Origin of the sequence: Armatimonas sp., from assembly GCF_043757465.1 — a bacterium.
Lineage (GTDB): Bacteria > Armatimonadota > Armatimonadia > Armatimonadales > Armatimonadaceae > Armatimonas.
Genome location: NZ_JAYVPL010000029.1, coordinates 1 through 23,274, shown reverse-complemented (window position 1 = coordinate 23,274; position 23,274 = coordinate 1). Strand labels below are relative to the sequence as shown.

23 protein-coding genes are annotated in these 23,274 nt (G+C 54.7%); 16 read left to right on the top strand and 7 right to left on the bottom strand.

Going from position 1 to position 23,274, the window contains the following annotated elements:
* Positions 1-4 precede the first annotated feature (4 nt).
* The gene (locus ACH2ED_RS04350; protein ID WP_395088988.1) at positions 5-982 is read right to left on the bottom strand and encodes a nuclease domain-containing protein; all 978 of its coding nucleotides are present in this window, start codon (positions 980-982) and stop codon (positions 5-7) included.
* Between the two features lie 56 nt (positions 983-1,038).
* Here ACH2ED_RS04350 and dcm point away from each other — a divergent pair, with 56 nt between their 5' ends.
* The 8 genes from dcm (at position 1,039) to ACH2ED_RS04310 (ending at position 9,616) form a co-directional block, all read left to right on the top strand.
* Positions 1,039-2,304: a DNA (cytosine-5-)-methyltransferase gene (gene dcm / locus ACH2ED_RS04345; RefSeq protein ID WP_395088987.1), complete on the top strand. Its 1,266-nt coding sequence runs from the start codon at positions 1,039-1,041 to the stop codon at positions 2,302-2,304.
* A 66-nt stretch (positions 2,305-2,370) separates the two neighbouring features.
* Positions 2,371-3,165, top strand: coding sequence for an Eco47II family restriction endonuclease (locus ACH2ED_RS04340; RefSeq protein WP_395088986.1), 795 nt, complete (start codon positions 2,371-2,373; stop codon positions 3,163-3,165).
* A 175-nt stretch (positions 3,166-3,340) separates the two neighbouring features.
* Positions 3,341-3,646 (top strand): hypothetical protein, encoded by a 306-nt coding sequence (locus tag ACH2ED_RS04335; RefSeq protein WP_395088985.1) that lies wholly within the window; start codon positions 3,341-3,343, stop codon positions 3,644-3,646.
* Between the two features lie 164 nt (positions 3,647-3,810).
* Positions 3,811-4,071: a hypothetical protein gene (locus ACH2ED_RS04330; protein WP_395088984.1), complete on the top strand. Its 261-nt coding sequence runs from the start codon at positions 3,811-3,813 to the stop codon at positions 4,069-4,071.
* A complete protein-coding gene (locus tag ACH2ED_RS04325; protein WP_395088983.1) occupies positions 4,064-4,447 on the top strand; it encodes a hypothetical protein in 384 nt (127 codons plus the stop codon). Before ACH2ED_RS04330 ends, ACH2ED_RS04325 begins: the two co-directional genes overlap by 8 nt.
* A gap of 330 nt (positions 4,448-4,777) precedes the next feature.
* Entirely contained in the window at positions 4,778-5,515 is a 738-nt protein-coding gene (locus ACH2ED_RS04320; RefSeq protein WP_395088982.1) for a hypothetical protein, read from the top strand.
* 106 nt (positions 5,516-5,621) lie between these two features.
* Positions 5,622-8,732: a FlgD immunoglobulin-like domain containing protein gene (locus ACH2ED_RS04315; RefSeq protein WP_395088981.1), complete on the top strand. Its 3,111-nt coding sequence runs from the start codon at positions 5,622-5,624 to the stop codon at positions 8,730-8,732.
* A gap of 2 nt (positions 8,733-8,734) precedes the next feature.
* Positions 8,735-9,616, top strand: coding sequence for a carboxypeptidase-like regulatory domain-containing protein (locus tag ACH2ED_RS04310; RefSeq protein WP_395088980.1), 882 nt, complete (start codon positions 8,735-8,737; stop codon positions 9,614-9,616).
* Here the strand turns inward: ACH2ED_RS04310 and ACH2ED_RS04305 are convergent.
* A complete protein-coding gene (locus ACH2ED_RS04305; RefSeq protein WP_395088979.1) occupies positions 9,603-10,466 on the bottom strand; it encodes a UbiA-like polyprenyltransferase in 864 nt (287 codons plus the stop codon). The two genes, ACH2ED_RS04310 and ACH2ED_RS04305, sit on opposite strands and share 14 nt — an antisense overlap.
* 56 nt (positions 10,467-10,522) lie before the next feature.
* Between ACH2ED_RS04305 and ACH2ED_RS04300 the strand changes: the two genes are divergently transcribed.
* Genes ACH2ED_RS04300 through ACH2ED_RS04285 form a run of 4 tightly spaced genes read left to right on the top strand, consistent with a single transcriptional unit; the run spans position 10,523 to position 15,570 of the window.
* The gene (locus ACH2ED_RS04300; protein WP_395088978.1) at positions 10,523-11,878 is read left to right on the top strand and encodes a TolC family protein; all 1,356 of its coding nucleotides are present in this window, start codon (positions 10,523-10,525) and stop codon (positions 11,876-11,878) included.
* Positions 11,879-11,900: 22 nt separating this feature from the next.
* Positions 11,901-12,152, top strand: coding sequence for a zf-TFIIB domain-containing protein (locus tag ACH2ED_RS04295; protein ID WP_395088977.1), 252 nt, complete (start codon positions 11,901-11,903; stop codon positions 12,150-12,152).
* Between the two features lie 29 nt (positions 12,153-12,181).
* Positions 12,182-13,912 carry a peptidase domain-containing ABC transporter gene (locus ACH2ED_RS04290; protein WP_395088976.1) on the top strand — a complete coding sequence of 577 codons (1,731 nt, stop codon included), beginning with the start codon at positions 12,182-12,184 and terminating at the stop codon, positions 13,910-13,912.
* Positions 13,912-15,570, top strand: a complete 1,659-nt coding sequence (locus ACH2ED_RS04285; protein ID WP_395088975.1) for an HlyD family secretion protein — start codon at positions 13,912-13,914, stop codon at positions 15,568-15,570. Before ACH2ED_RS04290 ends, ACH2ED_RS04285 begins: the two co-directional genes overlap by 1 nt.
* On the opposite strand, the gene ACH2ED_RS04280 is transcribed toward ACH2ED_RS04285, so the two are convergent.
* Positions 15,556-16,218: a hypothetical protein gene (locus tag ACH2ED_RS04280; RefSeq protein ID WP_395088974.1), complete on the bottom strand. Its 663-nt coding sequence runs from the start codon at positions 16,216-16,218 to the stop codon at positions 15,556-15,558. The genes ACH2ED_RS04285 and ACH2ED_RS04280 overlap by 15 nt on opposite strands.
* A 71-nt stretch (positions 16,219-16,289) precedes the next feature.
* On the opposite strand from ACH2ED_RS04280, the gene ACH2ED_RS04275 reads away from it, so the two are divergent.
* Entirely contained in the window at positions 16,290-16,784 is a 495-nt protein-coding gene (locus ACH2ED_RS04275) for a hypothetical protein (protein WP_395088973.1), read from the top strand.
* Here ACH2ED_RS04275 and ACH2ED_RS04270 read toward each other — a convergent pair.
* Positions 16,741-17,277, bottom strand: a complete 537-nt coding sequence (locus tag ACH2ED_RS04270) for an AAA family ATPase (RefSeq protein ID WP_395088972.1) — start codon at positions 17,275-17,277, stop codon at positions 16,741-16,743. The two genes, ACH2ED_RS04275 and ACH2ED_RS04270, sit on opposite strands and share 44 nt — an antisense overlap.
* Positions 17,278-17,707: 430 nt before the next feature.
* Here ACH2ED_RS04270 and ACH2ED_RS04265 point away from each other — a divergent pair, with 430 nt between their 5' ends.
* From ACH2ED_RS04265 to ACH2ED_RS04255, 3 genes are all read left to right on the top strand, one after another.
* Positions 17,708-19,372, top strand: a complete 1,665-nt coding sequence (locus tag ACH2ED_RS04265) for an IS1182 family transposase (protein ID WP_395088971.1) — start codon at positions 17,708-17,710, stop codon at positions 19,370-19,372.
* Between the two features lie 90 nt (positions 19,373-19,462).
* The gene (locus ACH2ED_RS04260) at positions 19,463-19,873 is read left to right on the top strand and encodes a transposase (protein ID WP_395088970.1); all 411 of its coding nucleotides are present in this window, start codon (positions 19,463-19,465) and stop codon (positions 19,871-19,873) included.
* Positions 19,812-20,393, top strand: coding sequence for an IS630 family transposase (locus tag ACH2ED_RS04255; RefSeq protein ID WP_395088997.1), 582 nt, complete (start codon positions 19,812-19,814; stop codon positions 20,391-20,393). The genes ACH2ED_RS04260 and ACH2ED_RS04255 overlap by 62 nt, the downstream gene beginning before the upstream one ends.
* Positions 20,394-20,406: 13 nt before the next feature.
* Here the strand turns inward: ACH2ED_RS04255 and ACH2ED_RS04250 are convergent, their stop codons facing one another.
* The 3 genes from ACH2ED_RS04250 to ACH2ED_RS04240 form a co-directional block, all read right to left on the bottom strand.
* Entirely contained in the window at positions 20,407-21,999 is a 1,593-nt protein-coding gene (locus ACH2ED_RS04250) for a hypothetical protein (protein ID WP_395088969.1), read from the bottom strand.
* Positions 22,000-22,138: 139 nt separating this feature from the next.
* Positions 22,139-22,654, bottom strand: a complete 516-nt coding sequence (locus ACH2ED_RS04245) for a hypothetical protein (RefSeq protein WP_395088968.1) — start codon at positions 22,652-22,654, stop codon at positions 22,139-22,141.
* A gap of 208 nt (positions 22,655-22,862) precedes the next feature.
* Complete coding sequence (locus ACH2ED_RS04240) at positions 22,863-23,120, bottom strand: cation-transporting P-type ATPase (RefSeq protein WP_395088967.1); 258 nt, start codon at positions 23,118-23,120, stop codon at positions 22,863-22,865.
* Between the last annotated feature and the right edge of the window lie 154 nt (positions 23,121-23,274).

Below are 23,274 nucleotides of genomic sequence, written 5' to 3'. Positions count from 1 at the left end.
TGTTTTACCTCCCCTTGGCGACAACTCCGTCTCCCCCTCCGGCTTCGCGAAGGGGGATTGCTTGGGCTTTGAGGAGCTTTTCGAGGGAGAGAAGGCGTGGGTCGGGGGAGCGGCGTCCGATGTTGGTGATGGGCTTGTTGCGTCGGTCGGCCTCGAACGCTTCGATGAGGGTCATGAGCTTATCGCCGTCCCAGGAGATGCCGTCGGAGTCGGGGTCGGGCCTGACTTGGAAGAGGGCGTAGATGTTTTCGTCGTCGCTGGTTTGTGGGCTGGCTTGCCATGTCGCAATAGTGTGCGCTGGTGCTTTTTGGTTCAGCTTGGTGCGTAGGCTGGTGCGTGTGTGAACCTGAAAGCCCGCTTCACGGAGAAGGAACATGCCGGGGGCGACGACGCTCCCGTGGGTCCGGAGGATCGCTCGGCGGACTTGGGCGAGGTTGGGGTGAATTTCGAGGGCACCACGGCGGTCTCCTAAGCGGACATAGAGAAAGCCGTCGTCGCTTTGGGCAAGGCTGAGTTGCTCGCTGTTTTCGTACCAGGCGGCGAGAATGAGCTCCTCAGCGGGAGGAAGTGCGCGGTAATCGTTGCCGTAGAGATTGTCCGACTCTTGAAGGCGCACGGAGCCGTAGCCAGCGGGGGCTTCTTTGGTGCGGTAGGCTTCGCGCTGGTGGTAGGTGGCTTGCTCCCGAGACGTGGTGCGGTGGGCGAGGTGCGCGCTGACTTGGTCGAGGAACTCGGAGAGCTTTGCGATGCCTTTGGGCTTGCCCTCTTTGTCAGGGGTGATGGCGAAGGCTCCGAGGCCGGGGAGGACTTCGTGGAAGCCTTGAAACTCTAGGTTGCCTCCGTCGGGGTTGCCGGGATAGAGGACGTAGGCTCCGGCGGTGCGGCGGATGGCGTCGCGGTAGGCATGCATCTTGAGCAGGTTCGTGTACTTGGCATCATTGTCTTTATTTCGGAATATAATTGACAAGATCAAAACATTCATAGTAGAATAATTGTAACCAATGCAGTATGCATTGGTTATAACTAGAGGAGTACATTATGTCAGTCACAGTACAAGAGGCAGCAAAGACACTAGGAGTTTCTATAGATACAATTCGGCGATGGGAGAAAAAAGGACTTGTTCGTGCTGGACGCTCAAAGAATAACTACCGAATATTTGATCTTCAAGAGCTTCGTGATTTACAAGAAAAATACTCTGGTAACTCAGGAAGCGGGCGTGGGTTTCAGGTATTGAAATCACCATCAACAGAGATCAGTGTGATAGAGCTATTTTCAGGAGCAGGAGGAATGGCACTTGGCTTCTCTAATGCTGGCTTGAAAACAAAAATGCTTGTTGAGATTAATAAACATGCTGTAGCAACGCTGAAATTCAATCAACCTGAATGGAATGTAGTATCAGGTGATGTGCGCGAGGTTTGTTTCAAGGAGCATCAGGATCAGATAGATGTGGTTGCGGGAGGATTCCCTTGTCAGGCATTTAGTTACGCAGGAATGGGACGTGGATTTGAAGATACACGGGGGACATTGTTTTTTGAATTTGCACGCTGTGTTAAAGAAGTTCGTCCCAAAATAGCTATTGGTGAAAACGTTCGTGGCTTAGTTAAACATGATGATGGGCGTACTTTAAAAACAATGATAAATGCTTTGGAAGAACTTGGTTATGACACTACATACCAGATTCTCAGAGCACAGTTTCTTGATGTTGCTCAAAAGCGTGAGCGATTGATAATCATGGGAATACGTAAAGATTTAGACATTCAGCATCTCTTTCCAAAAGAGCGTGATTATACGATTTCTCTACGTGAAGCGCTAGAAGAATGCCCAGAAAGCGTCGGAGGAAAATACACTTCGCGGAAAGCACAGATCATGGAGCAAGTGCCACCGGGCGGCTACTGGCGAGATTTACCTCTTGATCTACAAAAAGAATATATGGCAGGAAGTTTTCATTTATCGGGTGGTAAAACAGGAATGGCAAGGCGTTTATCTTGGGATGAGCCTTCTCTAACGCTCACTTGCAACCCTGCACAAAAACAAACGGAGCGTTGTCATCCACAAGAGACACGGCCTCTATCCTGCCGCGAATATGCCCGAATTCAGACATTCCCAGATGATTGGCAATTTCAAGGTGGTGCCTCTGCCCAGTATAAACAAATAGGGAATGCTGTTCCATGTAATCTTGCCTATCACTTAGGTCGCTGTATTATTGCGATGATTAATGGAGAAATCCCTGAAGGTGAAGAATTCACGAAGATTTCAAAAGATATAAAGCCAAAACTTTCAGAACAAACTGTGTTGTCTTTATAGGAAGAGAGGAATTTGTCTGACTGATCGCGAATGTCTCCTGTGGGAAAATTTCCCTAGGAGACAACAGTGCCTTACCTCGATTTTATCTCTGATGAGACATTCAAGAGAGCAGTCCGAAAAGTTATTGATGTTCAGAATAAAGCAAATATCAAAGGTGAAAACGAAATTTTCGCCAATGTCGTTGACCCTTACTCTGCAATATTTGAGTCATGTTTTGCGAAAATATCATATCCAGAATGGATAAAATTAGAAAGATCAAGGCAATCCCAGAAAAGTGCTCAAAATTCTATAGGAAATTTCCATGAAGATATATTAATCGGTGCTGATGGCTGGGAAAAAATAACAAAAGATCAGCCTTATTTGAATGAATACGAAAATACAATGCTGGACATACGTAATCAAAAAATTAAGATCGTGGCAGAGATAAAAAATAAACATAATACTATAAAAGGCAGTTCTAATGCTGACATGTATGACACTTTGAATGCTTGGATTTCAAATCAAGATGAAGGATTTACGGCTTATCTTGTTCATATCATTCCCGATAAAGGAAAACCTTATGACATTCCGTACACTCCTGCTAAGGGAGGACTTAAACGTCCTACCAACAATTCAATTCGCGTTATTGATGGGCGTTCTTTTTATGCTAAAGTTTTTTCTCTTCCAAACGCACTTGATTTGATATTTGAGAAACTACCTGAGGTGATAAATGATGTTATTCTGGAAACTAATTCAGATAAAATCACTAAAAATAACAATCCTATAGTTGTACGAGAGGTGATTAATAGTGATGAAAAGTTCGGATTATCATTTAGTGATCTTTTTAGAAGAGCTTATCCGTGGGATGTTGACCCTAGATAAGGTTATTTTGTTTAATGCTAGAAGGTAGCGAGCATAAAGCGAGTTGGGAGATAAAACGCCACTCCTGCCGGTGCGGATGGAAACCGGCTGATTCGCTTTGTGACGTTCGGATACGAGGCAGACACAAGCCGCACGTCTGGCACCACGGTTTCGTTGTAGATATGATGGAGCTACCATGACACTGACCCTAGAGATACCCGACGACCTGGCCCCGCACCTGTCTGCCCTCCCGGAGAACCTGCGCCACAACTTCGCCCTGGCAGCTATGCGGACAATGGTACTGCGAACCCCCACCGCAGAGCCAGAGCATGTCTTGACCCCGGAACAACTAGAACGCCTTGGGAAGTCGCTGGCACAGGCGGAGGCGGGGGAGCTGATAGACGGTGATGAGGTCATGGCCGAGCTTTTCGAGAGCGTGGGCCTGCCTGCACCTGCGCCCTTTAACGCGCACAGGCGCAAGAGCAGGAAAAAAGCTGCATAGGGTGATGAGCCTAGGCAAGCCGAGAGGCGAAACGCCACTCCTGCCGGTGCGGATTGAAACCGCCTGAGAACCTTGATACCATACTCCCAAAGCGGCGTTGCACCCGCGCATGGTGAGGGAAAACAGGGACGTAAGAACATGGCACGGAAGGAACACAAAACAAAATGAGTGCATTGACCATCACGATTGATTCACCGCCGGATGAGCTGGTTGCCCTCGCTGCCACTCCTGAGGGCATGGCACAGGTTCGGGCTATCGTACTGGATGCCTTTGGGATGGGGGATCAGACGGTAGATGAGGAGACCCTTGGAAGACTCAGGCGTGGCCTCGACGACATCGCCGCAGGGCGTACCGCCAGCTTCGAGGACGCTTATACCAGAGGGCGCGAGGAACTTCTCGCCCGAATGAGTGCTCCACGTGCCTGACCTTGGCGACGAGTACCCGAGCCTCCGTCGGTACATGATTCGCTTCTCGAAAGAGGCGGAGGAGAACATGATTGAGGAGGCACATGGTCTCTTCGAGTTCACTGGAGACCAAGCGGCAGGGCTGGCGCTTTATAACGACTTCTATGCCCATGCCGCGACCTTGGCAACGCTCCCCGACCGTCACACGACCCAGCGCTCAGAGTCCAAAGTGCTAGGGTTCGAGGTGCGGCGGCTGGTGGTGCGCTCGCGCTTCCATCTGGTCTATCGGATTGAGGACGCAGACGATGGGCCGCTTGTCGTGGTCGTCTGCATCCGCTCTGGATATAAGAAGCCTCTGAGTAGGGATGAAGCCCGTCGCATCGTGGAGAACCAATAGGTCAGCTCACCATGACATTGACACTAGAGATACCCGACGACCTGGCCCCGCACCTGTCGTGCCCACCCTCCCTGCGGCAGGGAGGGTGCCGTCGGGAGGAACGAACGGAGGCGGGTGGGTTCGAAAAATCCCTGCAACCAGATTTCTGATGTTCGTCTCCTAAGTAGTATCGAGCGGCGCATGAGCACGGGGGAAAGACTCCAGGGTTTGGGGGACTGACTCCGGGGCTATGAGGAGAGGGCCAATGATTGCTACCGAGGCCACGAAGAGCCGCCAGAAGAGGGGTAGAAGTAGCACCGAGCGCGTCCTAAGTATGCAGCGGAACTATAGATGAGCAGTGATGAGAGCACGATGAGCGCCACAGAGGCGACCCTAGGAAATGACGAAGCGGCGATGAGTAGCAGCGAGAGCGCCAAGACCAAGAAGAAGCGCCCAACGCCTGCGGAGCAAGATGTCGAGCTGGCGAATTTTATCTCCCAGAGCCGCGTCACCATCGAGACCATTTTAGCTACCCCCGAGATTCTTTCGCTACTTCCCCGCCGCTACGACGCGGAGAAGCTCACGGCTGGTCTGGCAATTCAGAGCACCGCGCAGGGGAGCTACACCGCCAGGCAGACCGCCATCGGGGACGAAACGGCAGCAAACCTTGCCGTGACTGAGGGACGTAAAGTAGCCTACGACCGCTATGTCCACTTCCGCGAGACGGCACGCGCCGAGTTCCGAGGGCAGGCGGAGCGGCAGGCACTTGGGGTAGTGGGAACGATTCCTGTGGATACCGAGAAGCTCCTCACCCAGGCAAAGGCCAGCTACACAGCGGCGGGGCAGGGTTCCTACGCCACCGCTTTGGAAGACCTCGGCTACGATGCCGCCGGGCGGAGTGCCGCCCTCGCCACCGTCACCACGCTCCAGAGTGCCCGCGCCACGCAGGAAATGCGCCGCACCGCTGCCATCGCCGCCACCGCCACCCGCAATGCGGATGCCAAGACGCTTCGCGAGTGGATGCAAGCCCTTCACCGAGTCACCAAAGCCTCCCTTCGCAACCACCCCGAGCTACTAGGACGGCTCTAACCCCCACCCCACCCCCTTCGCTCGCCGGAGGGGGTCGCGAGGGACGAGCGGGGGGAGGCTAAAATCATATGAAGCAAAACCAAAGAATAAGGCGTCTAAACAACTGATGACTCGCTCGACTCTCGCTCTGGCAATAACACTTGCCACGCTCGCTGCTCCGGCTCTTGCCCAGCGCTCGCCGTATAGGAATGCAGTAAACACGCCCTTTGCCACGATCTCCAGCGGCCCGCAATCGTCGGTGGTGCTGGATGTGGCCAAGGGAAAAGACATTCCCACAGCCGTCGAAACCCGCCTCCGCAAAGAGTGGCAGGCGCGTAGCCGTGCGCTTGCACCTAGCCTGGACAAACAGAAGCGGCGCGGCGTCTTTCCGATCTCGACTCTGGTGACCGTGCGCCAGAGCGGGCGGATCGTCACCCCGCGTGTCACGCGTGCCTTTGGCGACGGGCAGCTCACGTTTACCTTTGAGAACTTCAACGGTGCCAGCATTGCCAGCGCCACGGGAAGCACAATTGTTCTGGAAGACTTCCTCAAGGACTTTCTCAACAATGTCTACCCGCGCCTAGTGGCGCTCTACGGCAAGCCCGCGTTTAGTGGCGAGGTAAAGATCCGCTCGATGGGATTCTTCAATACAGGAACGGCCACCGATATCCAGCGGCTCGCGTTTGGTGCCTACTCGCCGTCGGAGAATCGCATCTACCTGCCACTCTACCAGAGTGTGGACTCCCTGGCACACGCGCTTTTGCTCAACTTAATCCATGCTTTCCATGGCCCCCTTGCCTTCCAGTACGATGCCTGGGAGCAGGGCTTTGCCCGCGCGGCAGCGACCATTATCGCCCGCGACCCAGCTCTGGGTTTCTCCGACCCGACCGCCAACAGCCTCTACACACTACTGCCCTTCTACGACTTGCTCAACCAGCCCGCGCTGGGCAATAGCACCTTCTTTCCCCCCTCGCAGGCAAACTTGCTCATTGACGGTGAGATCACGATCGCCAAGATGTTCCAGGCGCGTATTGGAATGAGTGGAGCAGCCTGGCTCAAGTGCTACATCGAGAACAAAGACTTCTTCAAAAGCTTCAATGCCGCTTACTACGCCGCTGCCGACACCCAGGGGGCGAGTCTGGCGGGCAATGTCCCCGCGCTCAAGAGCCTAGCGGCCAGTGTGCTTCCCAGTGTGGAGGCTCTCCCGTTTGCGCAGTGGTTCAGCCAGCAGTATATTTTAGACACCAGTGTGACTACGGGCCCCAAGCTCTACACTTTTGTGCTGCCGTCGCAGCCCACGACAGGTAACGGGGAACAGTCCGCACTGATCGTCCTGGTCTACTACCGCACCAAAACCGACGGCGACGAGGAGCTGCTCTCGGGGCGAGCCTACGCCACCTACCTCAACTCTGACAACGCTCGTATCGGGCTGGGCGGCGGCTCGGAGCAAGCACAGATCGATCAGGGAGAGGGCTTCTTAACGACTCTGGCCTTCCCCAACCAGGGCTTCGATGACGGGCGGCTGGTAGCGGACTTCGCCGTCGGTGGCCTGATCTCGCGGACGTATCTCTCCCAGGGAAACTCGGGCGATGTGCTAGGCGTGCTCACGGGCGGGCTCGAAGGGGCGGTTAAAGTCACACAGAGCACCGTTCTTGCGCCGATTGTGGATCGGACTCAGAACACGACCCTAGTGCGGCGCGGCTTTGGAGTCAGTGTCGGGGCGCAGCTAGGGGAGCTTGCTAAGACACAGATCACGGTCACCAGCGGCCCGACCATCCAGAGCTTCAGCCGCAATACGGGCGATGGCATCAACTACCTTATCCTGCGGCCTGCGGGCTCTGGCGGAGGCGTCACGACACTCAGCCACTCTTTCGCGGCGGGCACGCTCAACCTGGCTAGCTTCCCTCTGCGCCCGCTGGAGCCGACGGTAGAGGCGGCACTGGGGCGCTCCGCCACGGAGTTCTTGCTCGCGGGCTGGGATCCCATCACCCGCATCTACGCCTCTGTCGCGCCAAACACTCCGAGTACCGGGCTGCTGGAGCCGGGCAAGGGCTACTTTCTTAAGTTTCTGCAGAGCCCCGGCGGCCCTGTTAACACCAGTGTCTCACTGACGGGAGTTCTGCCCTCAACGGATGTGGACTACACCGTGCACTTGGCCTACGGCTGGAACCTGATCGGCACGCCCTTCGCCCAGGATCTGGATCTTACCAAAACACTGGTCAAGTACCTGGAAAACGATGCGGTCTCTTTTACCGCAGCCACGGGCACGGATGCGACCGAGGCCCCGTTTGGCTCGTTGGTCGCGAATCAGGTCTGGGCGCTGAGCCCGGAGACGGGCGGCTACACGCCCACCACTGCCCTCTCCAGCGACTGGCGCGGCTACTGGCTGCGTGTCTATGCGCCGCAGGGAGTCACACTTCTCTTCCCAGGCCCAGACACCCCCACGCGTGCGGTCAAGACACGCAGCCTCGCTCCGCTGACGGAGCGTCAGCCGGACTGGGCAGTGCGACTACGTGCCAGCCAGGCGCAGCGCCACTCCGAGATCGTGCTGGGGGCCGCTCCCGGAGCCACCCGAAGCTTCGATCCCCGCTGGGATATCGAAGCGCCTCCTGAGGTAATCCCTGGTGTCACGCTGGCTCTAATCAGTGAAGTTTCCACAGCGGGAGGACGCATCGCCGCCGACTTTCGGAGCGGCCAAGAGGCGACACGCGGCACGTGGGCACTGACCCTGACCGCCGCGCAGTCTGGCCCCGTCACACTCACCTGGGAAGGTCTTGCCTCGCTGCCACGAACAACCCGCCTGACCCTGCACGATGTGAGCACTGGAGTGCACCTCCCGCTGGCAAGCCGCTCGGGCTGGAGTGTCTTTATGCAAGCGGGCCAGACTCGCAAGCTACAGATAGTCGCGGAGGCGGAGCGCAGCCAGCCCCTAGGCATCACCAATGTTGCCACACGCAACCCGGGCCGGGCTAGTGGCGGTGGCGGTGGCATCCGCCTGGAGTACAACCTGACCGCCGACGCCAACGTGCTAGCGGAGATAACGACGCTCACCGGGCGCAGCGTGCGCCGCCTTCCCCCTGGCCGTGGTCGCGCCACGGAGCGCCAGAGCGTCCTCTGGAACGGACTCACCGAGAGTGGGCAACCTCTCCCGGCAGGTAGCTACCTCATTACCCTCACTGCCCACACCGACGACGGCCAGAGCACACGCCTTATGCGCCCGGTTCAACTGGTTCGATAACTATGACACGACGAAATTTTCTGGCGCTCAGCGCCTTGGCATCTCTGGCTACAGGCTGTGGCGGTGGCGGCGGAACGGACTCGAAGGCTGCCTTGGTCAAAGGGATTGTCTACGACTCACTCCAGGCCGACTTACCCATTGAGGGCGCCACCGTCACCATTGGCGGTGTTTCCGCCGTGACCACGGATAGGGCCCAGGCCAGTGCCACCAAGCAAGTCGGCTCCTTTATTATCAGCAGCGCTCCCATCGGGGCCACCACCGTGACGGTCACCGTGACGGGAAAGCCCCCGCAGACAATCGCCTTCCAGCCGTCCATCGCTGCGGGCACTAACCCGGAGATGGCGCTTTATCTCAATATTGGTCAGGTACGTGGACGGGTTCTGGACGAGGCGGGCCTGCCCGTCAAGAGCGCCTTTGTGGTCGTCAACACCAATCAGGGCAGCATCAGCAGCTTCAGCAACACCGACGGTAGCTTCCTGATTGATCTCGTTCCCGAGGGGGATTCCGAGCTCTCTGCGGGTGCGGGGAGCAAGATAGTCACGAAAAACTTAACCGTCGGCTTCGGGATCAACGAGGCCGGAGATCTGCGCCTCCAGCCCGACCCGAACCCGAATCCGCCTGCACCGCTCAAGACCATCTCAGGGAAACTCACATCGGCCACGGACAGTAGCCCAATCGTCGGTGCACCCGTCTTCTTACTGCGCGAGGGCATCCAGCTTGAAACCCTCAACACCGATGCCGCAGGCGACTACTTCTTTATCGTCCCCGCAGGCAGCTATAGCCTCCAAGTCCTGCCTAGTGGCTACGTCCCCGAGACCAAGCCCGCCACTCTGGTAAACCCGAACAACCCACTGACCGTCAACTTCAGCCTCACACCGCGCTAAGCCACAGATATAGATCCAGAGCGGTGAAGAGCAAGAGCCCACTGGAGACGGCAATATTGACATTGAAAAACGCGATATTCAGGCGCTTCAGGTCGGTCGGGGAGATCAAGACGTGCTCGGCGGTGATCAGTGCGGCGGCGAGAGCCACTCCCGTAAAGTACCAGCCGTGCAAGTTCGCAAGTTTACCCAGAGCAACCAGCAAGAGGATCATCAGCACGTGGCTCACCCGCGCGATTGCCAGTGCCCTCTGCGCCCCAAAGCGCACGGGGAGTGAGTGCAGCCCGGCGTTCTTATCAAACTCGGCATCTTGAAGCGCGTAGATCGTGTCGAAGCCCACCAGCCAGCAGACCACGGCGGCTCCAAGCGCGAGGGGAACCAGTGTCAGATCGCCGCGCACTGCCACCCACGCGCCCACGGGAGCAATCGCCAGCGCCAGCCCCAGAAAGGCATGGCACCAGTGGGTAAAACGCTTGGTATAGGAGTAGAGAAAGACCACTCCCAGCGCCACGGGCGAGAGCACCAGCGCCAGGAGATTCAGCTGCCACGCCGCGAGAATCAGCAAGAGAGAAGTCAGCGCTGTAAAACCTTTCACAAAGCCCACCGAGACGAGCCCAGCGGGAATTGCGCGGCTCGCCGTGCGCGGGTTTTTGGCGTCGTAGTCCCGGTCCACCAGCCGATTGAACGCCATCGCCGCCGAGCGTGCACCCACCATCGCCACCAGAATCCAGAAGAGTGTCCGTCCGTCCGGGATACCACGCGCCGCCAGAAGCGCCCCCATTGCGGCAAAAGGCAGTGCGAAAAGTGTGTGCTCGATCTTGATCATCTCCAAGACAATGCGCAGCTTTTTCATAGCCTTATTTTATCACCGACCAAAAAAGTCGGGAACTAATACGAAATAATTGTCGTATGTTAATCGCGATGGCCATTGCGATTGTGAGTTTTCATCAGCCGCCGATACTTCCCCTGGAGAGCTTTCTTTTCCAGGTCGAGCTGCGTTTTCCTAAGCTCATTGGTGCTGAAGCCGAACGTCTCGCCGTCACCGCAAAGCGACGGGCAAAGCAAGGCGCGTTCGATCCTCAGATAACACTGGGCACCGAGTCGCTACGCTACAACAGCGCCTCAACACGCGGTAAAGCGTCGGCGGGAGTGAGCAACGAGCTTGGAATCGAAGTGGCTACCCCGCAGGGGCTGAAGCTGGCGACGGGGCGGAGCTGGAATGCGGGCTCAGTGAAGTCGCCCGACTCGGCGACGGGCAGCGACGGCAGCTATTTTCTCTATGCCAAGCTTCCTCTGGCTCGGGGAGGTGGGATAAACGAAAAGCTTGTTGGGCTTGCGCAGGCGCGCCTCGCCGAGCCCGCCGCAACTCTCAACTTAGCTGGCCTGCGACAAAATACGCTCCTGGAGGCCTCGCTCACCTACTTCGAGTGGTCCGGGGCCGTCCAGAAGCTACAGATCGCGCGGAAGCTTCTTGACGTGGGGATTTTCCGCGCGACAGGGCTTCAGAAAGAGCTCGCCAAGGGCTTACAGGCAGCCATTACGCTCACGGAAGCGGAGGCCGAGGTCGAACGGCGGCGGGCAAATTTTATCAAGGCACAGCGCGATCTGGATAAAGCCACGCTCAAGCTCAGCAAGTTCACCTGGGACGGCAGTGATCTCTTTAAGCTCTCCCCTGCCCCACTTCGTCAGCCAGAGCTTCTGGCAGAGAGTGCGCTGGCAGAGGCGCTCCAGCGTGCACGCGACCTACGCCCTGAGCTTCAGCTTATCGCCCTACAAACCGAGAGTACCCGTCTTGAGGGCAAGCTCGCACAGAACGATCTGCGGCCCGCTGTGGATCTCGTCTTCTCACCCAGCGCGGATCTTGGCAATAAAAGCGTCGGCGGAGCTTATAAGTTCGGGGTCACAGCCTCAATCCCGCTCTACCAGAACGATGCAAGAGGCCGCCGAGAAGAAGCGCTCCAGAAAGAGCAAAAGTTCACACGCGAGGCGGAGCTTCTGCAGCGCACCATCGAGCTGGAAGTGCGCGATGCCAACAGCGCGATTCAGCGCAGTCAGGAGCGCTTCATCGCGGCGCAAGAGCGCTATGCAAAGACCAAGAAAGTGGAAGAGGGCGAGCTAAAACTCTTTCAAGCAGGGCTGGGGACGCTCTTTCTGGTCAACCAACGCGAACAGGCAACCGCTGAGGCGGGAAGCCTACTCATAGATATCCAAGTAGAATACGAGCAAGCACAAGCCGCATTTCTTGCTGCCAGTATGAGCTTTTGAAGGGAAAAAAGGAAAAAGTAGAATGTACTGTCCCGTATGTAGCAACCCGATGCGTGCTGTAGAGCGCCAGGGAGTTCCGATTGATTTTTGTTCACAGTGTAAGGGGCTTTGGTTAGATGAGGGCGAGCTTGATGAGCTGATTCGACGTGAGGCCATAGAAGCACTGCACCAGGGTCAGAGCGTCCTTGTAGGGCGGCGAAATGCCCGTGCCTACGACCGTTTGGATCTCGATGCGCCTCCTCCCGCACTCCCCCTAAATGAGGTCCGGCGATAGCTGCTTCACACTCTCACCACCCAACACCGATGGCGCGCTTGCTGAAGTTGCTCAGCGAGGATAAGAGCGATCTGGGGGTACTGGCGGTCTATACGGTTGTCACGGGTTTGCTTGGGCTCGCCATGCCACTGGCGGTGCAGTCGCTGGTGAACTCGGTGGCGGCCAGTACCGTGCAGCCCCTTGTCGTGCTCTCGCTGCTCGTCTTGATGGGCCTGCTCGCTGCTGGGTGGCTCTCGCTCCTACAGCTCTCGCTGGTGGAAACCCTTCAGCAGCGACTTTTTGCCCGCTCGGCGCTCAAAATTGCACGCAATTTGATACATAGCACGTCGCGTGCTCTCTACGGCACCTATGCCCCGGAGCTGGCGAACCGTTTTTTCGATGTGCTGACGGTGCAGAAGTCTCTGGCGAAGCTGCTGCTCGACGGCCTGGCGGCGGCACTACAAGCCGTAGTCGGGCTGGTAGTGCTGGCCTTCTACGATAAGAGCGGCCTACTTCTAGGCTTTGATGTCCTCGTTCTGCTCACGATTGGGTTTGTGATCTTCCCACTGGGCATCAATGGCCTGCGTACCAGCCTGGCGGAATCGGCGGAGAAGTATCATCTGGCGGGCTGGCTGGAGGAGTTGGCACGCTGCCGCCTGAGCTTCAAGCTACACGGAACCCCGGAGTTTCTTTTATCCCATGCCGAGAACCGAGTGGCGGCGTGGCTACGGGAGCGGCGACGGCACTTTACGGTGACGTTTCGGCAGGAAGCGGGCAACCAGCTCTTCACCGCTCTGGCAAGCGCGGGCGTGCTGGCGATCGGGGGCTACTTGGTCGTGCAGCGTGAGCTTACACTTGGGCAGCTCATCGCGGCGCAGCTCATTGTCGCCAATGTCCTCAAGGGCACCGACAAGCTGCTACGCCAGGCCGAGACTCTCTACGATCTGCTCACGGGCCTCGACAAAACGGGCTATCTTACGGATCTTGAGACCGAGCGTGAGGGCGGCCACGACATTCCCTCGTCTCCCAGTGGTGGCGCGAAAGTACTGGTGAATGACGTCCACTTTACCTACCCAGGAGGCCGCGAGGTGCTCTCGGGCCTGAGTCTGAGCTTAGCACCCGGCGAGCGTATTAGCCTTGTGGGCGCAAGCGGCACGGGTAAGTCTACACTGGCATCGCTTCTGGGGGGGCTTGAGGAAGCAAGCTTCGGCCTGATCGAGATCAATGGCGTGGAGCTACGCGGTGCCTCGCTAGGCCGGTTGCGTGAGCTGGTAAATATCATGTCCTACGAGGATGCGATCTTTGAGGGCACCATTGAGGACAATATTCGAATGGGCCGCCAGTCTATCTCGTCGGAGCAAGTGCGCTGGGCAATCGAGCTAGCGCAGTGCGTGGACGAGCTCGCTGCGCTTCCTGAAGGGCTTCAGACACGGCTCGTGCCCGGCGGGGGTAACCTCTCGCGCGGCCAGGCACAGCGCCTTCTCATCGCCCGCGCTATTGTGGACAAGCCAGAGCTGCTGATCTTCGATGAAGCCTTTACGGGCCTCGATGAAAACACGACACTTGCAATTCTAGATGGACTTTTCGCGCCCGATAACCCGTGGACGATCATTGATATCTCCCACGAAGGCCCGGTCGTGACGCGTGCTAGCAAGATCTATGTGCTCGCGGACGGCAAGATCGCGGAGAGCGGCAGTCCACAAGAGCTAGCCGCCGCTTCGGGCAGCGAGTTTGTCCGCCTCTTTCCCCTACTGAGCCGCATGCTAAGAGGAGCCCTCTAATGGCGCACTCTTCTTCGCAAAATGAGCTGGACCAGCGCACGCAGCGCCTAGTTCCCACCCGATCGGGCAAGCGCCGGATCGTGATCACCCTCTTGAGCATTGTCGCGATCCTCGGTACCGTTTTGAAGCTCACTCCGTTTCAGCAAACCGTGATCGGCAATGGAAAAGTCGGAGTGTTCTCGGTGATGGATCGTCCACAAACCATAGACGCTCAGATCGGGGGGCGACTGGTTCTCTGGAGTGTCCAAGAGGGCCAGACAGTAAAAAAAGGTCAACTATTAGCGGAGATTGAGGACACGGAGTCGCGGTTTCTCTCGCAGCGCCGCCAGAAGCTCATTGACCAGCAGCTCGCCGCCCAGCGCCTGCGCAAGGCCGAGGGTGAGCAGCGGATTAAAGAGATCGAGGCGCAGCTTGTCTCGCTGGAAGGCTCACGGGGGGCACAGATTCCCGCGGCATCTGAGCGCGAGGGTCAGGCAAGAAACCGCCTCGCGGTGGCGGGCCAAAATGTCGTGATCGCACAAAAGGCGCTGGAGGCCACTAAGCTCGTCGCACAGAAGCAAGCCGAGCAGCGCATCACGCAAGCCACCCAGCGCATCGCCCAGGCCAAAGATCGTCAGAAGCAAGCCGAACAAACTGTCGAGGCCGATAAAGTGGGGCTGGAGGTCAACCGTGTTCAGCGTGAGCGCCTCGCGGAGCTTCTGAAAGACGGACTGCGCTCACAGCGAGAGTTCGAGCTGGCCGACCAGGCATTTATTGCAGCCGAAGTGAAGCTCAAGCAGTCAAAACTTGCCGTGGAGATCGCGCAAAAAGAGATTCTGAACACCGAGGCGGATCTGAAGTTCGCCAAAGCCACAGGAATTCAGGCTGATATTGACGTGCAGCGGGCAAGCGCACAAGTCGTCTCCGTCCGCGAGGCGCTCGCCTCGGCGAAGCGCGATGTGACCGTCTTTGGCTTTGAGCAGACCCGCGTGGATGCCGACACGTCCGCGACTCTCTCCCGTGAGCGGGGCAACTTGCAACAGGTTAAAGAGAGCCTGGCCGCCATCTCGGATAGCATCGCAAAGGCCGAGCTGGAGCGCGACAACATGCGGGCACGAGTCGCGCAGCAGAAAATCTACGCACCGTTCTCGGGCAGGGTGTCGCGGATCGGCAAGACCATCGGCCCCGGTCAGACCGTCAAGAAAGACGATGTGCTTCTTGAGATCGTCCCCGAGACGCAAGATCAAGCCGTGGAGCTTGTCCTAAGCGGCTTTGATGCGCCACTGGTCACGGTGGGGCGCAGAGTCCGGCTCCAGTTCAACGGCTTCCCCGCCGTACAAGTACAGGGCTTATCACGCGCCGCCGTCGGCACATTCGCAGGCATTGTGACGACCATGGATCCCGTGGATGAGGGCACGGGGCGCGTCCGTGTCTGGATTCAGCCCGATACGGTGCGCATCGCTTTGGGGAAAGAGTCGGCCTGGCCCACGTCCCTTCGCCTACGCCCCGGCACCGATACGATCGGCTGGGTGCAGCTCGACACGGTTCCGCTCTGGTACGAGCTCTGGCGGCAGTTCAATGCCTTCCCTGCCAACTACACCGATGCCGCAAAGCCCGCCGATGCCGCAAAGCCTGCCAAGCCCTTCAAAGATGGCGACATCAAGCTACCGAAGCGGTAGCGGGCTCTTGCTCTGAACCAGATAGACCATCGCCCCCATCACTTGCCCTGAGTTGATTCCCTGGTGGCATGAGGCACACTCCATTTTACTCGCTTTAATCGGCCGCACAAAGACCCGCCAGCCCGCATTTTCAAGCTCCAGTGGGGTGCCTCGCTTGACCGCACGAAGCTGCTCCACAATTTTCCCACTCAGAGTGGCACTCTCATTGTTCTCAACTTCCCCCAGCTCCAGGCGAGGTTCGGAGGAGTCCAGGTGCCTTCCGGTCTTACGATCCAGGCGGTAGCCCAAATGGAGAAACCCAAGACGGTAGCGACACTTAAGCGCAGTCACCTTTTCTAGGAGCGCTTTCTCCTCAGGGTTCTCGGCCTTAAGCTCGGGGGGAACCTTGTTTTTGTGCCCGCGAATCTCCCTTGTTTTTATGGGAGAAAGTGGCTTGGGCTTAGGAGCTGGCATCATGGTGCGGCTATTGTTTCCAAACACCCCCAGCCCAATCGTCACCGAACCGATAACACGAAATCGGGGCTGGATTACCTGATCCAGGCACTCCGCCGCCTGGCGTTCTCGCCCCGCAGGAGGATCCTCCTGCGCACCCGCAAATGCAGCCAGTAGCAATACAGCCAGTGGAACCACAAATTTTGTCCCTCGCATAAAAAAACTCCTCTGGTTTGAGACTCTTCACTTTGCTAGCAGCTTCAAATTCCCGTACAACGGAAGCCACCATGCATATTCACTGGGAAGCGACAGAGTTCTACGACGAGGCAATTTCGATTGGCTTGCAAGCGGCGCTTTCGCACGCGCCGCGTGAGCACCGGCTACGGCTGGCGGGCATCTATGTCTACGACACCGACCCGAAAGGCGAGCGGCTGGGGGTCTATATCCGGGATCATCTGGGGATTCGCATCGAGCTGTATGTTCAGCCGCATCTGGATCTCATCGCCCACTCGCCGCACTACGCCAGCGCCTCAGAGGCCACGGTTCTGCGCGGCGTGGTTCTCCAGCTCGCCCACACGCTCTTTCACGAAGTGGGGCACCACGTGACGCTCACGCTGAATCCACGCAAGAAGCCCTCCAAGAAACGTGCCGCCGTCACCGAGACGCTGGAGACGTGGGCCGAGGCCTACGCCACCAAGCGCCTGGAGAAGTTTGTTCAGGCTCTCTCAACCAATGCGCCTACGCCCCCAAGCCCGCCGCTTCACGACGGCGAATCTCCGTAAGCACTTGAGCAGAGTCGTAGCCCGGCTCCACGTACACTGCCGTGGCCCTGTCGGGAGCAACGAGCTGCGTGAGAAGCAGCTGCGTGTGCGCTTCCCATTTCGCGTGGTTTTCGGGTTTGGAAGATGCCAGGCGCTGCCGCTCGCGCACAACCTCTATGGGAGTATCTAGAAAAATCACCAGGGTCGCCGCCCCGACTTGCCCTGCCAGCAGTGCCAGCTCATCCCGATCCTGAGGGTCCACCATCAGATCATCGAAAATCACACTGGTTCCCGATGCCAAACTCTCCCGAACCGCCTCGCGAGCAAGTGCCTGGATTGCACGCCAGCTCTCGATCTTGTTGGCGTTAGGAAGCCGCTCCTCGACCACTGGGATATACCGATCCGCTTCGATAATAACTGCCCCAAGTAGCCCCGACAATCCCTTTGCCAGGGTTGACTTACCCGCAAAAGACAGTCCACACAGAAGATACAGAATTGGCTGTCTAGTTTTCATAGCACGGATGACCTTGTTGGCGAATTCTCCGCGACTTGATTAGCCGAGAATTATCGAGCCATTGAAGGCGAGCAGGACTGACAAAACTTCCTCTTATAGATCGTACGAACGATATGATATAGTATAACGTACGAACGATTTAAGGAATGACCAAAGGAGGAGCAAGATGCCAAGACCCAGAAAATACGAAGACGACGCAACAAGAGCTGCCGCGTGGAGATACCGAAAAGAAAAAGAGAATCTACAGGCCACAGAACTGGCAAAACAAGCACAGCGACTACACCAAATATTCCTAAACCAGGCAGAAAAGCAAAGCCCACAGGCAAGAGAGCTGGTAGGAGAAAATGCACTCCAGACTCTCAAAAACCTACAACGACACTTTCAAACACCCGTATAGATACCCAGTACCCGTCGACCAGAAGGAGCCATTATGTCCTTACGTCCTCAAGAGATAGAGCCCATCCCGGAGATGACAGCTACCATCGCCAAAGCCGCCTTTCCCAAGGGAAATGTCTGGATCAAGGTGCGAGACGAGCTGGGGTCGATCTTCCAGGACGCTCAGTTCGCTGACCTCTTTCCCGCAAAGGGACAACCCGCAGAGACTCCCTGGAGACTGGCATTGGTCGTCATCATGCAGTTTGCGGAGAACCTTCCCGACCGACAAGCCGCCAACGCGGTCCGTAGTCGCATCGATTGGAAGTATGCCCTGGGACTAGAGCTGACTGACCCTGGTTTTGACTACTCCGTGCTCTGTGAATTTCGTGCTCGGCTCCTCAGCGGCCAGGCAGAGCAACGCTTACTCGATACCGTCATAACGCTTGCCCGGGAGCGAGGATGGCTCAATGCGGGAGGAAAGCAACGTACCGATTCTACGCATGTTCTGGCGGCGATTCATGCCCTTAACCGACTGGAAAATACAGGAGAGACTCTGCGCCATGCCTTGAATGTTTTGGCTGAGGCTGCTCCCGACTGGCTGCTGGCACACATGGCACCAGAGTGGGCTGACCGCTACGGGAAACGATTTGAGAACTACCGACTCCCTCGTGAGGAAGCCGAGCGCAAAGCTTTGGCAGCCACGGTGGGCAATGATGGCAGACAGCTACTTTTGTCTGTCTATGCGGACGACGCTCCTTCTCATCTTTGGCAGTTGTCTGCCGTCCAGATCCTGCGTCAGGTATGGGTGCAGCAATTCGTCTTCGAGGATGGCACCCTGCGCTGGCGCGAGAAAAACGAACTTCCCCCTGCTCTGATTCTCATCCAATCTCCCTACGATGCACAGGCGCGTTACAGCATCAAGCGCGACACGGTTTGGACAGGCTACAAAGTTCATCTAACAGAGACGTGTGATCCAGAAGCCCCTCATCTGATTACTCATGTTCAAACAACGCCTGGGACTCAACAGGACAGTGATGTCACAGAGCAAATCCACACAGATCTGGCGCAGGCAGATCTTCTGCCCCGTGAGCATTTTGTAGATGAGGGTTATACAGACGCCGCTCTTCTGGTGGAGAGCCAAGCGAAGTACGGCATTGATCTGTTTGGTCCTGTGGCTCGCAATGGGAGCTGGCAGGCGGTGGCCAATCAGGGTTTTGACCAATCTGTGTTCAGCGTCGATTGGGATGCCAAGCAAGTTACCTGTCCTCAAGGCAAACACAGCCACAAATGGACGCCTATACGAGATAGCTGGCACAACGAGCTCATTCACGTCGAGTTTCGGCCTTCGGACTGTAAGGCTTGTGCGTCGCGTTCGTTGTGCACCCGGTCTAAGTCCGGTGCTCGCGAGATGGGTTTACGTCCCCAGGAGCAGTATCTAGCCCTCCAGAGTGCACGGATTCGGCAGCAAACCGCTGAGTTCAAAGAGGGTTATCATACTCGTGCTGGAATAGAGGGCACTCTTTCCCAGGGTATTCAGGCATGTGGCATGCGTCGTTCACGCTACATCGGTGAGGGCAAGACTCATTTACAGAATACGGCCATTGCAACATCTCTGAACGTCATGCGAATGGTGTCTTGGTTGCTGGACATACCCCTAGCCAAGACGCAAAAAAGTCGTTTCAGTCGGCTGTGTGCTCAGTCAGCCGCCGTCCCCGCTTAAGGAATTCGCCAACAGTGAGCACAGCTTGCCCCGCTTTGACGACAGCTATAGTCTTCGTCAGAAGTATGGCGGGCGAGGTATCCTGTCGGCATGAAAGCACTCTCCCTCGACCTTCGACAACGCATTATAGACGCTCTGGATAAAGACGCAACCCAAGGCTCTATCGCAAAGAGATTCGCCGTCTCAGACTCCAGCGTAGAGAGACTTGCTACTAAGAAACGTCTGGGACTCAGTCTAGAGCCAAAGCCAACACCCGGAAGAAAACGACGTGTCCCAGAAGACAAATTAGCCGCCTTTGAAGAGCTTGTACGTTCTAGAAAGGACTGGACGGCTGAAGCACTAGCCGATGCTTGGCAGGCACAAGGTGAGGCGAGCCTCTCTATTTCAACCGCGACACGAGTGCTCAAGCAGATCCGCTTCAGCTTTAAAAAAATGCAAAATCGCTCTGGAGCGAGATGCCCAAAAACGAGCCGAGTTCTGGAAGCAAATAGAGGCACTTGACCCTAATGACTTGGTCTTCCTCGATGAAATGGGTGTCTCGCTTGCCCTTTGCCTGCTCTATGGCTGGGGTGAAAAAGGCGAGGATTTGATTGAGCAAGTAGCCTCCAAACGGGGCAAGAACCTCTCGGTGATCGGTGCTTTTGACAGCCTGGGAATGATCTGTACGCAGAGCCAGTTGGGAGCGATAAACCGCGACAGTTTTGAGCGGTTCCTGATCGAACTGCTCCAGCAGTTGACAGCAGGTTCGGTAATCATTATGGACAACGCTAGTATTCATAAGGGGGGACGTATCGAGGAGCTCATAACGAAGGCTGGTTGCACCGTGTTGTACTTGCCTCCGTACTCTCCCGACTTCAATCCGATTGAGTTGGCATGGGCGTTCGTCAAGAAACTGATTCGTCGTGAAGGGCCTCGCGATGATGCCTCTCGGCAGAGTGCTTTGACTAAGGCACTTGCTTTGATTCCTGATACTTTGGGAGCCGCCTGTTTTCGCCATTGCAAGTACCTTCAATCGAATTGACGAAGACTATATATCACTCGTCTTTGATTGGGATAACTGTATCCATTGTGAACCCTCCTGATTTATCAGAGGATATGGAAAAGTGTACATCGTAGTGATGTGGATCTATACCAGACTTTTGTACATCTGTTAGCTTTATGATTAGTTTAGATTTTAAGTATTCCTCTTTATCTAAAAGGTAAGCGGGAACATCGTTAGATATCGTTATGATTGCAGGTATTAAAGTATATAAGCTTGAAGAGGCTATATAATCAAAAGTTTCTTTTTTAGATTGGGAAACGAGCAATGTATTATTTTTCGATAATCGAATATTATTTTCAACCAGCGATCTTAAGCGCTTGGTGGAATATATGTATAGCAGTTCTGACGATTTAATAGTCTTTAGGTAAGTTGTCGGATTTCGAGAAGATAAATTAATAACCTCTTTTAAATTTAAAAATTTTTGAATATTGTAAGGCAGGCAGTTCACAATATTGTTGCGCATTTGACTGAGATCGTTTATATCCGAAGGGGGTAGATAGCTTATAAATCGTTTTTCACCAAGTATTTTGGTGTAGAATTTTTGGATTGTTGAAATGTCGGAGAAAATGTCAACATAGTTTGAATATGCATCACCAATGATATACATAGGGTGCGTATATAAAACAGGATCTAATACCAAGTTGGCTTTTTGTTCCGTCGAACCTGAATTATAAAAACTGCCAAGAGTTGTACATACAGATTCGACACCAAGTTTCGTTTGGGGATCTGGAGTTGTTGGGTCTACTGATTTACTTACTATCTTTCCATTGATCATCATTGCACCGTCAACTTGATCAAATGTAGTTACCCCGCCAGGTTGGGTATTAACCCAACGCCCCATGACAACATCTCTAATCGTTGATGAATTCATCGCACTAAAAGTTCCACTGTAAACTGGATAGTCTAGACCATAATAATTTTTAATGGAGAAAACGGCTGTAGTTCTTTTGATTCCACGCATTCTTAAGTATATATTATTGATAATATTAAAGTTGCTGTATCTTACTGATATTATTATACTTCTAATTAACTGCTGTTGTTCATCTGAAAGGGAATTTACGGGTGTTCCATTCTGTAATCCTTGCATCTGAGCTGTCGAAGCTGATTCTAAAAAGTCTTCTAGTAGCTTAATATGATTGCTATTGTTAAATTGTGGGTTTAATATTTCTCCAATCCTTTTCATCCTAAACAAAGATGCAGTTACTTCGTCGTAAGTTAATGTGGGCGCTTGTTGTGTATCCTCAAAATTTTGAGATAGCAGAATATTATTTGAACTAGTACTGATTATAGAAAGATTGTAGAAACGACAAAATTCTTTCATGTATAGGAAACTACCGGGTGCAGAATTTTTGAAATCCGGCTTATTGAAAACATTATCAATATTTTTGATAGTTTCCAAAGGAGGGCAAATAACACATTTCTTGGTCGATTTTGAAATGTTTTTAAGACATTCCTCAAAAAAAGCTTCGGATGGATAAATAGAGATACGATTTTCCTTTTCAGATACTGCTATAAGTTTAGGTATAGGGTTTTGATTGAGCAATAACGATGTAGAAATAATTTGGGGCGGGGGGAGATATTCCATGATATTTTGGGAGTTTCCTATGTGATTTCTGTTTTGAATACTGTCCCTAAAACCTTCCCCCAGATTGACAGTGAGTGTTATTTAGGGACAGGATTAGTTAGATCGTTTCAATCATCAAGTATATGCGCGTCAATATGGCCTATCCATGCACGAAAATAGACCATGTACCCCCTTTTTGTATGGAATCACCATCTAGAATCGTCATGCTGCCTGAACCCCAAAAACTGAGCTGCTGATTAGAATTTCCTCCTGTGCCATAGAAGCCGAAAGGGCCGCTACACATACCTTTTGCTTCAACCCCATCTAGGATCAAGGATGAAGATGAATTAGCATAATACTGGTTTGAACTTCCATCTACGCTATAAAACATAGTTGGGGGTGAATTCAGTGTGTAACTTGCCCCAGTATTATTGGCTATAACTGCTGAGGATGCTCCCGAACCTGAATTTTGCTGACCTGAACCCGCATGACGAGATTTGCTTGAGCCACTTGGTGAAGTACCTGGCCCCTCATCAAACCAGCGGGTGGGGGTGAGATTGCCATATCCCACAATAGAATTCATCACTACATGACCATCTGCATCAGCAATGGCTGGCACGACGGAAACAAACGTTACAGCAAGAATTAAGCTGAACTTGAACTTAAGAGTTTGCATATTTTTTTCTTCCTGAAGAGATGGCCTTTCGGCCTAGAGAGATGGGCACTGTAGCCCGTCTGACACTTCTGTTGGAACTTTCTTTCGTGGTCAGTGGAGACCCAATTGTCTCCCAACACGAAAATATTATCCCGGTATTTTTTTGCTGTCAAGACGAAATCACAAAAAGAAAATTAGGTTTATTAACCATTTGTGCTATTTCAAATTGTCACCAAAGAATCGTAATGGCGTCCACGAGCTCGCCCAGCGCTCCCGAGATCACGCTGGCCGCGATCAGGATCCAGATAATGACATTCTTAAACTGGCCGATCAGAAGCTGCCAGGGACGAACGTGAGGAAGCTCTTTGAGCGCATTGGGGCCATCGGTCAGAAGCCTCCTGGCCGCCTCTTTCTTCGAGAGGCCTGTGGCCGACGAGCGCACTTGGGCTAGGATCGCTTTTACGGACTTCTGGTGCCAAGGGGTCATGGCGAGAGAATTGAGCCTGCCAGCAAGGGCTTGCCTTCTGCAAAGCGTAGCAAATTACTCTTCGTTCGCTCATTTTTTGAGGAGTTTATCAAATTTGAGGTAACCTCATTTCATGGCCGAAACACTCACTCTCATCACCGAACGAGTAGATGAC